This is a genomic window from Pseudomonas sp. CROZ-RG-20F-R04-15, from assembly GCF_022662375.1.
GTDB lineage: Bacteria > Pseudomonadota > Gammaproteobacteria > Pseudomonadales > Pseudomonadaceae > Aquipseudomonas.
In genome coordinates this window covers 63,002-75,867 of the sequence record NZ_JAKNQL010000017.1, presented here as the reverse complement: position 1 = coordinate 75,867, position 12,866 = coordinate 63,002, and the positions used below count along the sequence as shown (strand labels likewise).

General features: G+C 62.9%; 7 protein-coding genes. All 7 read left to right on the top strand.

Annotation, left to right across the window (positions count from 1 at the left end):
* Positions 1-147: 147 nt before the first annotated feature.
* The 7 genes from L8H52_RS21840 to L8H52_RS21810 all read left to right on the top strand — a co-directional run bounded on the left by L8H52_RS21840 (position 148) and on the right by L8H52_RS21810 (position 12,744).
* Positions 148-756, top strand: coding sequence for a lytic transglycosylase domain-containing protein (locus tag L8H52_RS21840; RefSeq protein ID WP_242208679.1), 609 nt, complete (start codon positions 148-150; stop codon positions 754-756).
* A 199-nt stretch (positions 757-955) separates the two neighbouring features.
* On the top strand, positions 956-6,790 hold the full coding sequence (gene mnxG / locus L8H52_RS21835; RefSeq protein ID WP_277930488.1) for a manganese-oxidizing multicopper oxidase MnxG: 5,835 nt from the start codon (positions 956-958) through the stop codon (positions 6,788-6,790).
* Positions 6,791-7,202: 412 nt separating this feature from the next.
* A complete protein-coding gene (locus L8H52_RS21830; RefSeq protein ID WP_242208680.1) occupies positions 7,203-9,125 on the top strand; it encodes a cytochrome D1 domain-containing protein in 1,923 nt (640 codons plus the stop codon).
* Positions 9,126-9,139: 14 nt separating this feature from the next.
* On the top strand, positions 9,140-9,790 hold the full coding sequence (locus L8H52_RS21825; protein ID WP_034152606.1) for an SCO family protein: 651 nt from the start codon (positions 9,140-9,142) through the stop codon (positions 9,788-9,790).
* Positions 9,787-10,407, top strand: coding sequence for an SCO family protein (locus tag L8H52_RS21820; protein WP_242208681.1), 621 nt, complete (start codon positions 9,787-9,789; stop codon positions 10,405-10,407). The genes L8H52_RS21825 and L8H52_RS21820 overlap by 4 nt, the downstream gene beginning before the upstream one ends.
* Positions 10,408-10,416: 9 nt before the next feature.
* On the top strand, positions 10,417-11,967 hold the full coding sequence (locus L8H52_RS21815; protein ID WP_242208682.1) for an ABC transporter substrate-binding protein: 1,551 nt from the start codon (positions 10,417-10,419) through the stop codon (positions 11,965-11,967).
* Positions 11,968-11,982: 15 nt separating this feature from the next.
* A complete protein-coding gene (locus L8H52_RS21810; protein ID WP_242208683.1) occupies positions 11,983-12,744 on the top strand; it encodes a SurA N-terminal domain-containing protein in 762 nt (253 codons plus the stop codon).
* Positions 12,745-12,866 lie beyond the last annotated feature (122 nt).

Here is a 12,866-nt window from a genome sequence, read left to right as displayed (position 1 = left end):
AGCCCCCACTGAAAACCACCTGATTGGCTGAAACCCTTGTAAACCGGCCGTCTCAAGAGTCGGCACAGTGCTTGCGTATGGCTCAAACGTGATCGGCCATTGGGGCATTTCCCCCAATTTATCGGGGTCGATCCGGGGAGGCCCGACATGAAATTTCTCGCCAGCGGATTGCTTGGATGTGTGCTGCTCAGCGGCGCCGCGCAGGCCGATGTGTTCATCTCGGTGGACGCCAAGGGCAGCTATGTCCTGTCCAACGTTCACCGGCCTGGACGCACTTACGAACGGGTGATCCACGAGGCTGAATTGCCTGTGGCCAGCCTCGATCAACAGCCGCAAATGATCGCCAATCAGCCCTACGCGGAGCTGGTCTCAGCGGCAGCCAAAGTCAATCAATTGCCCGAAGCGCTGCTGCACGCGGTGATCAACGCGGAATCCCACTACAACCCCGGCGCCACCTCAGCCAAAGGCGCGGGCGGGCTCATGCAGTTGATGCCCGACACCGCGCGCGAACTGGGTGTGACCGACGTCTATGACCCCAAGGCCAACATCCAGGGCGGTGCGAAATACCTCAAGCGCCTGATGACCCTGTTCGACAACGACATCGCCCTTGCCGTGGCGGCCTACAACGCCGGGCCCGACGCGGTGCTCAGCCGTGGCCGGGTGATTCCGCCGTTCGCCGAAACCCAGCGTTACGTGCCGAACGTGTTGCGCCAATACCGGCGTCTGCAAGGCCTGGCCATGGATGCGCCGTTGTGAGCCCAACCCGGTTTCCCCACTTTCGGGGCAAACCGGATACACCCGAAAAGTGGGGAAACGGGGTGGGGAATATTCCCCGGATTCTCAACTGGTCGCGGTAACTGATTGAACGGACATGCAATTTTTTGTGGCACGCGGATTGCTCCGGGGCATTTGTCGAGAAGTGTTCCCAAGAGCACCCACTACGAGGTTACTGATCATGGTTGGCATTCATCACGCTCCGTCTCTGTTGAACTGGCTGCTGATCCTGGCCTCGATGCTCAGCGTCGAGCTGGCCAGTGCGGCCGTGCGTTGCGAGCGCAATCTGGTGGCCAACGTCGTCGCCCTCGATCAACCGCTGATGTTCAACCGCCTCGGCGCGCAGAACATCAACGGCATGATGTTCGCCCTGCGACGCGACGTGGTCGATGAACATGAGCAGTCGCTGGCTTACGGTGGCGCCGCGGTGCCAGGCAAAGTCTCGCTGCGCCCGGACAAGCGTCCTCGGCCACTGGTGTTGCGCGTGGCGGCGGGTGATTGCCTGACGATCAATCTGCAAAACCTGCTCGACTATCAGGCCAACCCCAACAAGCATTTTGAAAACGAGGGCGAAGAAGAGGGCGCGGAAAACGCCAACGGCGCTGAAGACTTCAAAGTCGATGAGCAAGTGGCGGATCGTCACGTCGGTTTCCAGGTCAACGGCCTGCAAGCAGTGAACAGCATTGATGACATCTCTTCATTCACCGGACGTAACGCCAACAGTCTGGTGCCACCGGGGGCGAGCCGCTCCTACACGCTGTACGCCGAGCGCGAGGGCGCGTTTGCCGTCAGCAGCCGTGGCGCGACGTTTGGCGGCGAGGGCGCGGCCGGCAACGTTGCCAATGGTCTGTTCGGCCAGGTCGTCGTGCTGCCCAAGGGCGGTCGCACTTATCGCAATACCCTCACCGAAGAAGAAATGCGCCTGGCCACGACTGGCCGCGCACCCACCGGCCAACCGATCGTTGATTACCAGGCGCGCTACCCGCAGCGCCAACCGTGGCTGCGTGAAGGCAAGGCTGGCACGCCGATCATCGGCATGGTCGACGGCAATGAAATCATTTCCAGTGAAAGCGACGCGATTGTCATGGGCAGCAACGCCGATGGCAGTTTCCCACCGAGCACTTATCCGCTGGAATCGATGGGCAAACGCAACCCGGCGATCCCCAACCGCCTCGAAGCGTTCCGCGATTTCGCTTCGCAATTCCAGGACGAAACCGCCGCCACTCAAGCCTTCCCGGCGTATTGGGCCGATCCGGTGATGGCTCATGTGCTGGAGCCGACCCGCGACTCGTTCATGATCAACTACGGCTCCGGCGGCATGGGCGCCGAAGTGGTCGCCAACCGCTTGGGCGTGGGGCCGATGCACGACTGCCTGTCGTGCGCCTATGAAGAATTCTTCCTCAGCTCGCACACGGTCGGCGATGTCGCGATGCTGGTGGATGTGCCGGCCAACACCGGGCTTGAGAATATCGCTCCGGGCCAGACACCGCGCGCCGATCAGATCGGGGTGAAAGCCACCATGGCGCTGTATCCGTCGGAGCCGTCGAACGTCAACCACAGCTACATCGGTGACTTCGTCAAATTCCGCAACACCCACAATGGCCACGAGCAACACATCTTCCACCTGCACGGCCATCAGTGGCTGTTCAACCCCAACGACGACAACTCCGATTACGTCGACGCCCAAGGCATTGGCCCGGGTGCCGGTTACACCTATGAAATCGCCAATGGCGGTTCGGGCAACCGCAACCGCGTGGCCGGCGATGCGATCTATCACTGCCATTTCTATCCGCATTTTGCCCAAGGCATGTGGGCGATGTGGCGGGTCCACGATGTCTTCGAAGAAGGCACCCGGCTCGACGTTTCGCAGCAGGGCGCCGACGGTTATCACAGCGAACCGTTTGCCCTGCGCAGTGGCAAACCGGCGGCCGGCGCACGCGCCTTGCCCGATGGCGAAATCGTCGCCGGTACGCCGATTCCGGCGATTGTGCCGCTGCCGGGCAAAGCCATGGCGCCGATGCCCGGCAAAGTCGTGGTGGTGCCGAAAATCGGCGAAACCCTGGTCGCCGGCAATGATGACGACGATGACGAAGAAGAGGGTGATGATGACGGCGAGCACCATGGCGGCAACGCCGGCGGTCAAGCCATCGGTTCGCTGGCGCTGGTCGATCGCAGCGAAGCCAACCGCAATGCCGACGGCAGCCTGAAAAACCCTGGCTATCCATTCTGGATCGGCGGCATGGAAAGCTCGGTCGGCCAACGTCCGCCAACGCCGCCGCTGGACATGCTCGACGCCGCCACCGCGCAGTCGCTCAAGGCCAGCGGCAAAGTGCTGTGGGCCAACCTTGATCCGGCGCAATCCGGTGGTTGGAATGGCGGCTTGCAGCGGCACGCACTGGATGGCGTCGCGGCCGGTGGCGAAGCGCACACCGTGACCACTTCGCTCGACTTCTCCAAGGAAGTCACTCGCGCCAAACCGATTTACCTGCCGGAAGAAGGCACCGAAGTCGAACAGGCGGCGATGGCTTTCCACGCGAAAAAAGATCACCCAAGCTATGCCTTGCTGCCCGGCAATCAAGTGGTGGCCAAGGCGTTTCGCACCAACGGTGCCTTGCCGATGGCCGGCGCGCCGTACTACGAACCGTGCATGGACGATCGGCAAAAACGCCTGACCAGCAGCGCCGGCAGCGGCGAGTTCGCCAGCGGTGAGCGCGTCGACGGCATGTCCTTCGTCGGCGCCTCGACCTTCACTGCCGACCGGCCACGGATCTACAAAGCCGCCAATATTCAATTCGATGCGGTGTACAACAAAGTCGGTTATCACTTTCCGCAGGCACGCATTCTAGCGCTGTGGGAAGACGCCTGGCCGGTGATCACCAAGCAGCGTCCGCCAGAGCCGCTGGTGATGCGCATGAACACTTTCGATTGCGTGCAATACCAGCAAACCAACCTGGTGCCGGCCACCTATGAGATGGACGACTATCAGGTGCGCACGCCGACCGATGTGATCGGTCAGCACATCCACTTGCCGAAGTGGGACCTGACCTCGGCGGACGGCTCGTCCAACGGCTGGAACTACGAGGACGGCGTGCTCTCACCCGGCGCTGTGCAGGAACGTATTCACGCGATCCGTGAGTTCAACCAATGCGCCAGCACTGACCCGCGCGACGGCACCCAGGCTTGCCCGAAAGCCAAGAACCATCCGTTCTTCGGCCAGTTCGGCCGCGCCGATTGGGTTGGAGCGCGCACGGCGATGCAGCGCTGGTTCGTCGATCCGGTGGTCAACGCCAAAGGCGTCGATCGCGGCCTCGGCACCATCTTCACCCACGACCACCTCGGCCCATCGACGCACCAACAGATCGGTCTATACGCGACTGTGCTTGCCGAGCCGGCCGGTTCCACCTGGTTCCACGCCGAAACCGGCGAGCCTCTGTACAGCGGCGCGCGGCAGGACGGCGGGCCGACGTCGTGGCAAGCGGTGATCAATACCGGCGACCTCGATGGTGACGGCAAGAACGACAGCTTCCGCGAGTTCTTCCTCGAATACAGCGACTTCCAGCACGCCTATGAAGCTGGCGTCTATGTCGGTGCCGGGCCTAACGGTGTGCCGAACGCGCAGGCGTTCCCGGCGACAGCCGACAGCTTCCGCTACGCGATCAATCCGCCAGTGCGCAACAACGCCAGCAACTTGCTTGAAGGTGTATTGGAAGTGCAGGGCGGTCAGGTCCCGGGCTGCCCGAGCCGGCCATGTCCGCAGGCGATCTCGGTGGATGATCCGGGCATGTTCGTCGTCAACTATCGCAACGAGCCGCTGGCCCTGCGCGTGTACGACCCGAACAAGGTCGGCCCGGACGGCAAGCGCGGCATGCAGGCTGACGGCCTCGGCGGTGATCTGTCGTTCGCCATGCAAAGCCGCACCGACCGCGCAATTCCAGCGATGAACCTGGCGCCGAATCTGCTCACCTCCGCCACCGGCCCAACCGGCGGCACCACGCTGTTCCCGCCGCACATCAACAAGGGCGGCGCCGAACCGGGTGATCCGTTCACGCCGATGCTGCGCACCTACACCGGCGACAACGTGCGGCTGCGCGTGCATGCCGGCGGCCATGAAGAGGAACACAACGTCACCCTGCACGGTGTGAAATGGCTGCAGAGCGGTTCCGGTTTCGGCAACAGCTCCAACTCTGGCTGGCGCGCGTCGCAGATGATCGGCATCTCCGAGCAGATGGGTTTTATTGCGCCGGTGTCGATGCTCTCCAGTTCGGCGGCGACCACGGGTGATTATCTGTACTCGATGGACGCTTCGATCGAAGGCTACTGGAGCGGCATCTGGGGGGTGATGCGCAACTACACCGCCAAACGCAATGACCTGTTCGCCATCCCCAACAACCCGAATCCGGCGGGCATGCGCAACACCGTGGCGTTCGAGGGCAGTTGCCCACGGATCAGCGCCAACCCCAACGGCATCGGCACGCGGCCGACGGTGCAGCGCAACTATGAAGTGGTCGCGGTGCTGGCCAACGACATTCTCGGCAATGCGCTGGGCCTGACCATCGGCGATCCCGAAGGGCTTGGCCAGCATGTCGGCGGGCCGCTGAATCCGGCGGGCGGCACCCTGGTGCTGAACTCGCGCACGGTGAGCATTCCGCAAGTCACCGTGACCGATCCGGAGGATGGCGAAACCATCACCATCGGCGGGCAGAGCGGGCCGCTGCATGACCCGACCGCGATTCTGTACGTGCGTAAATCCGATCTGGATCCGCTCAGCGGCAAGCTCAAACCCGGTATCCCGGTCGAACCGCTGGTGTTGCGTGCAGCGGCAGGGGACTGCATCAACATCACTTTGGAAAACCGTCTGCCGAGCGTGATGCCGGACCTGACCCAGACGGCGGTGATGCAAGGCATGGTCAAGCGTGATCGCAACAGCGGACTGGGCTCGACCACCTTCAGCAACAACCTGATGCGGCCGTCCAGCCACGTCGGCCTGCATGCGCAATTGCTGGCCTACGACATCACCAAATCCGACGGGGCCAATGTCGGCGCCAACCCGATCCAGACCGTGCCACCGCGCGTCGGCAACAGCGGCGCGTACCCGACCCGTACCTATCAGTACTACGCCGGGCACTTGGAGCGTGAAGGCAAACCGGTGACGCAACTGGGCCGCAGCGTCGACAACATCAACGCCACGGCGGTGGAGTTCGGCGGTTTGAATTTCACCCCGGCGGACGTGATCAAGCAACCGCAAAAAGGCCTCGGTGGGGCGATGAGCATCCTGCCGATCGGCGCGACCTGGGTTGATGATGCGCGCAAGGTCAACGCCACGGTCACCGCGCCGGGGCAGACCAGCTACCGCGATTTTGCGATGGTCTGGCACAAGGCGTTGAACACCCGTTGGGCCAATGGCCGGCCGGTGGAAGGGATTGCTGCTGAGGGTTTCGGCGTGCCGACCGATCCGCAGGACAACTCGAGCATGGCGATCAACTACAAGACCGAACCGCTGTGGTACCGCTTCGGCCTCGCCCCGGATGCACCGTTCGGGCATGCCGATGGCGCGGGTTATGGCGATATGACCAACGCGCACATGGCCTACAGCAATGCGCTGGTGGGTGGCGATCCGCAGACACCGGTGTTGTATGCCAAACCGGGGCAACCGTTCCGCACGCATATTTTGATGCCGAGTGGTGGCAGTCGTGGCACCACGTTCCAGCTCGACGGGCACGTCTGGTCGGTGAACCCGTTCCAGGCCGAGAAGAGCGATGTCGGCGGATATCCGATGGGCTCGCCGGGCGTGGGCTCGGTGCGCTTCGGCTACAACCCGATGTCGATGTACATCGGCGCCCACGAAAGCGTCCTGCCGGCCGCGCACTTCAGTTTCATGATCCCGAGCGCCGGCGGCAGCAATGCGATCCCGGGGGATTACCTGTTCCGCGACTACGCCGCTTACGGCAACACGTCCGGGTTATGGGGACTGCTGCGCGTGACCAACGAACCGGAACCGGCGCCGCCAAGCCAGTAGGTACAACGAAGAGCCTTGTGGGAGCGAGCCTGCTCGCGAATGGGCCCGACTCGATTCTGAACGGTGCGGCAGATGACGCCTTCGCGAGCAGGCTCGCTCCCACAGTGGGCAGTGGTGGCAGTGAGGGAGTGGGATGCATGCAAATCCCTTGTGGGAGCGAGCCTGCTCGCGAATGGGAGCAACTCGGTTTCGAGGATGAGGCGCAAGACGCCATCGCGAGCAGGCGAAGGCCTACAGGGGGCCGGTGGTTGGCAGTGAGGGAGCGGTAGGAATGCAAATCCCTTGTGGGAGCGAGCTTGCTCGCGAATGGGAGCAACCCGGTTCTGGATGGTGAGGCGGACGACGCCTTCGCGAGCAAGCTCGCTCCCACAGGGATCGCGTCGTTTGGTTGGAATGTGTAGGGGAGGGTTGTATGAACAGGATCATCAACATCATCGGTATTTGCACGCTGGCCATGGCCGGGGCGTTGCTGACGCTGAGTGAGATTGCGCTGGCGCAAAACGGCAGTGGGCAGACGTTGAACCGTGATGGCGTGGCGGTGGATTTCAACCTCAAGCCACTGGCCGCCGACGGCAAGCTGCGCGAAGGCGAGTTCGCCGATGTGCAGTTCCGCGTCACTGATAGCGCCTCCGGCCAGCCTTTGTCCGGGGTGGCGCCGGGCGCCTGGGTCGATCCGCAGACCCTCGCCGCCGATCAGGCCCAGGGCCGCGATCAGAGCTGCAAGGCCCGGGTTGGCGTGTTCCTCAAATCCAACATCGGCGCACGGCCGTTGCTCGACCTCAACAGCTATTTCCTGCTGGTGATGAACCGCGACGCGAGCATCGCCGTGGTCGATCCTTCGGTCTCGGTCGGCGGCATCACCAGCACCCTCGCGCGGATCGAACTCAAACAACCGCCGATGGACTGGGTCACGCCCAAAGACAACAAACGCGTGTTCGTTTCCATGCCGACAGCGGGCGAAGTTGCCGTCATCGACAGTGAGCAATTCAAAGTCATCGATTCGATCAGCGCCGGCAGCCAACCGTATCGCGTCGCGCTGCAACCGGACGAACGCCTGCTCTGGGTCGGCAACAATGCGAGCAAAGCCGAAGACTCCGGCGTCACGGTGATCGACAGCCAAAGCCTCAAACCCCTCAAACATTTACAGACCGGTCGCGGCCACCACGAAATCACCTTCAGCAAGGACAGCCGCTTCGCCTTCGTCAGCAACCGCGACGACGGCACCGTCAGCGTGGTCGACATCGCTAGGCTGAGCATCGTCGAGCAGATCAAGACCGGTTCGCATCCGCTGTCAGTCGCCTATTCAGCCCTGTCCGGCGCGGTCTACGTCGCCGACGGCAAGGACGGCACCGTCACTGTGATCGACGCCAGCACCCACGCCATCCGCCGGGTGATCCAGTTGCAACAAGGCCTCGGCCCCATGGGCTTCAGCGCCGACGGCCGCTTCGGCGTGGTGCTCAACACCGTGGAAAACCGCGCCAGCGTCATCGATGCCGCCACCAACAGCGCCATCCATGATCTGGAGGTCAGCGCCGAGCCGTACCAAGTGGTGTTCACTCAGGCCTACGCCTACATACGCGGTCTCGCTTCACCGAAAGTCACCATGATCAACCTGTCCTCCCTCGGCGAAGGTCGCCAACCGATCAGCCAGGGATTCGAAGCCGGCCCGCAAGCACCGCGCCTGGCCGGTGACTTGCCGCTGGCCTCAAGCCTCGCGGTGTCGCGCGATGACAACGCGGTTTTCGTGGTCAACCCGGTGGACAACACCACCTATTTCTACGCCGAAGGCATGAACGCGCCGATGTCCGGCTACCCCAACCGTGGCCAGATCGCCCGCGCCGCGATGGTCATCGACCGCAGCCTGCGCGAAGTCTCGCCGGGCCTCTACAGCGCCAGAGTAAAACTGCGGGCAGCGGGGCGTTTCGACGTTGCGTTCCTGCTCAATCAACCGAACATCATTCACTGCTTCACCGCGCAGATTGATCCTGACGGCAAACCGCAAAAACATTTTGGCCTGCCGAAAGTCGAGTTCCTTCTCGACAAGACTGCCGTGGCGCTCAACGACCCCTACGTCGTGCGCTTCCGCATCGTTCAGGGCAAAGACAAAACCCAACGCAGCGGCGTCAAAGACGTGCAACTGCGCTACTACCTCGCGCCCACTTCACACCCGCGCCAAGTGGCGGCGCTGGAAGTCGCCGACGGCGTGTTCGAAGCGCCGATCACCCTCGACCGCAGCGGCGCCTGGTACCTGCATGTGCGCGCGGCCTCGCTGGGCGCCGGTTTCGATGACAAGACCTTTGCCAGTGTTCGGGTAACCCCCGGCCAGGCCCGTTGAAGAGGAGTTTCGACATGAACCGATTTGCATCCACTGGCCTGTTGACCCTGTGCCTGTTGAGCCTTGGCATCCAACACGCCAACGCTCACTCGGCAGACGAACACGCTGGGCACAAAGCCCCGGCTAGCAACACGCAAGAACACGCTCAAGTGAAATTCGCCAACGTGCCGCTGCTCGACCAGAACGGCAAAACCGTGCGCCTGGAACAGGATCTGGTGCAGGGCAAAATCGTCGTCATGAGCTTTATCTACACCAGTTGCACCACGGTGTGCCCGGTGGTCTCGTCGATCATGGGCAAGGTGCAGAAACAACTTGGCGCGCGCGTCGGCAACGAAGTGCAACTGGTGTCGATCAGCATCGACCCGCAGCGCGATGACCCGAAACGCCTGCAGGATTACGCCCGAACCTTCCAGCGCGGGCCGGGCTGGAGCTGGCTGACCGGTTCACCGCAGTCGATCAACGAAACCCTCAAAGGCCTCGGCAGTTTCAGCGGTGACTTCAAGAATCACCAACCGTTGATCCTCGTCGGCGACGGCAACAATCGTCACTGGATGCGCTATTACGGCTTCACCGACCCGGCGCTGCTGGCCAAGGAAGTGGAAAAACTCAGCGGCCTGCGCACCCACGCCAAACACACCGCCATCGCCATGGAGCAACAGCCATGAGACTGCTTGACTGGATTTCCCTGAGCGTGTGTTTCTGGATCTTCAGCACCGTGGCGTTTGCCCACGAAGGCCATGCCCCTGAGCCGACAACCGTGGTGGCGGCCGCGCCGGCCAAAGGCACCCACGACGCAAAAACCTGGTTCACCGACACGCCGTTGCAGGATCAGAACGGCGAGACTTTGCGCTTCTACAGTGACGCACTGCAAAACCGCATCGTGCTGCTCAACGTGATCTTCACCAGTTGCACCGATGCCTGCCCGCTGATCACGCAAAAGCTCAAAGAGGTGCGTGAGCTGTTGGGTGACAAGGCGCAGGACATCACCTTCATTTCCCTTACCAGTGACCCGCTGCGCGACACGCCGGCGGTGCTCAAGGCTTACACCTTGAAGCAGGGTTCCGATGACCCTCATTGGCTTTTTCTCACCGGCGACAAGGCGCAGATGGACCTGGTATTGAGCCGCATCGGCCAGATCGTGCCGACACCCGAGCAGCACTCCACACAGTTGATCGTCGGCGACGTCGCCAACAAACGCTGGAGCAAGATCCGCCCCGACGCCCCGGCCGCCGCCATTGCCCAGCGCTTGCAGTTGCTGACAATGCCCGTGGCCGGCCGCTGAGTCCGTGCCATGGACCTGAGCCGCGTACTCGCCCTGATCCTGCTCGCTGGCGTCAGCCTTGGCGCGGGCGCTGCGCCGCTGACCCCGGAAGAAACGGCGGGCAAGCGTCTGTACCGCCAGGGTCTGTCGGCCAGTGGCGAGGCGATCATGGCGCGGGTTGGCGCGGCGGACGTGTTGCTGCCGGCGACCAGCCTGCCGTGCGCCAACTGCCACGGCGCCGACGGCCTCGGTCGACCGGAAGGCGGGGTACGTCCGCCGCCGCTGAACTGGGCGCGACTGACCAGCATCTACGGCCAGCAACAGGTCAACGGGCGCAGCTACCCGGCGTACACCGAAAGCTCACTGGCGACCGTCATCGAGCAGGGCCGCGACCCCGGTCACAATCGCCTCGACCCGAGCATGCCGCGCTTTCTGCTGTCGATGAAGGATCAGCGCAACCTCACCGCGTACCTCAAACGCCTCGCCGACGAACGTGATCCCGGCCTCGATGCCGAGACCTTGCACCTGGGCACCTTGCTGCCCAGCCAAGGGCCGCTGGCGGAAGAGGGCATGACCATTGCTGCGGTGCTCAATGGTAGCGTCGCGCGAATCAATCAGGCCGGCGGCATTCACGGTCGGCAACTGCGCCTGACGGTGATCGACCCCGGCCCGGATCGCGCCAGTGCCGAACAAGCCTTGCAGCAGTTGATCGAGCAGGAACAAGTGTTCGCCCTGATCGCACCGCTTGCACCGGCCCTCGACAGTGAACTGGGGCCGCGTCTGGAACAGGCCGGCGTGCCGCTGATCGGCGCCTTGTCGTTGCTCGGGGCGATGCAGGCCAGTCCGCAGATTTTCGAGCCGTTGCCGGGCTTGCGCGAGCAATTGATCGCCTTGGCCGACTACGCCACGGCCAGCCTGCGCGTACTGCAAGGGCCGACGCTGATCGCTTATCCCGATGACCCGGCACAAACACTGGCCGCGCAAAACCTCGGCGAGTATTTGCACAATCACGGCTGGCAAAACGTCCATCTGCAAGCCTACGGCCCGGCGGCGGATGCGCTGCCGCTGGGTTCGCGTTCAGTGTTTTATCTGGGCAATGGCGGCGGCTTCAGTCGTCTGGCAACGCGTCTGCAAAGCGCCGGGCAAGTGCCTTACCTGTTCGCCGCCTCAAGCCAGGTGGCCGGCGATCTGCTGCAAGTCCCCGACGGTTTTACCCGACGGGTGTTTCTCGCTTATCCGTTCGTGCCCAGCGACTGGACCCAAACCGGGCGCATGGCCCTGACGCTGTTGCGCGAAAGCCAAGGCCTCGGCGCCCAGCACGCGGTGCTGCAAGTCGGCGCCTACGCCTCGATGCTGCTGCTCAGCGAAGGCATGAAACAGGCTGGCCGCGACGCCAGCCGCGAAAAACTGGTGGCGGCGCTGGAAGGCCTGCACGATTTCGACACCGGCCTGACCCCGCGCCTGAGCTTCGGCCCCGGTCGGCGTCTAGGCTTGAGCGGCGCCCATGTGGTCACCGTGGATTTGCCCGATCAGCGCTTCTATCTGGTCGCGCCCTATAAACCGATTGTTGCCAGCCCCTGAACGGAGGGCCCGATCATGAAACGCACAACGCTGATCTTGCTGCTGAGCTGCTGGTTCCCCCTGGCCTGGGCCAATAACGAGCCGGCCGTGGCGCGGGTCAACGGCGAGGAAATTTCCGGGTTTCGCTTCGAGCGTTTCTTCGCCGAATACCTCGAAGATCAGGGCCGTGCGGTGACGAGCATTCGCAGTCCCAAGGCCTACAAGGAACTGCGTCAGGCCGCGTTGCAAATGCTGATCGACAAAGAATTGCTGTGGCAGGAGTCGCAAAAGCGCGGTGTGCAGATCGACGATCAAGTGGTGCGCGAGCAGATCGAGCAAACCCGCATGGCCATCGGCGGCGCGGATAAATTCGTCCGTCGCCTGCAGGATGCCGGTTTCGATGAGGCGTCCTTCACCGAGTACACCCGCCGCGAGCTGGCGGCGCAGCAGATGTTCGCCGAGCTGATCCGCGCTAATACCTTGCAACCCCGCCACCTGCTGATCCGTGTGCCCGCGCAAGCGGATGCAGCCACAGTGGCTCAAGCGCGTCTACGCTTGATGCAAATGCGCGCCTCGGTTGTCAGTGGGGCGAGTTTCGCCAGCGATCCGGTGCGTTCACCGTTCGGCTGGCATGTGATTTATTTGCCGAACCACTTGGAGGCCGCCGATGTCCCAGATTTGCAGGGGCTGGATACAGTCAGGGCAGAGCTCGCCCGACAGCAACAGACCCAGGCTCGTCGCCAAGTGCTCGCGCAGTTACGGGTGCAGAACAGGATCGAACGAATTGACGACGACTGAAGGTTCCCCCCCAATAGTGGGGAATGGCTTCGATGCCCATTCAGGTGCTTCCCCGTTTCTGGGGAACGGGGTACCGGGACGAGCGGGCATTGTCATTAATTTCAAGGACATGAAGACATAAA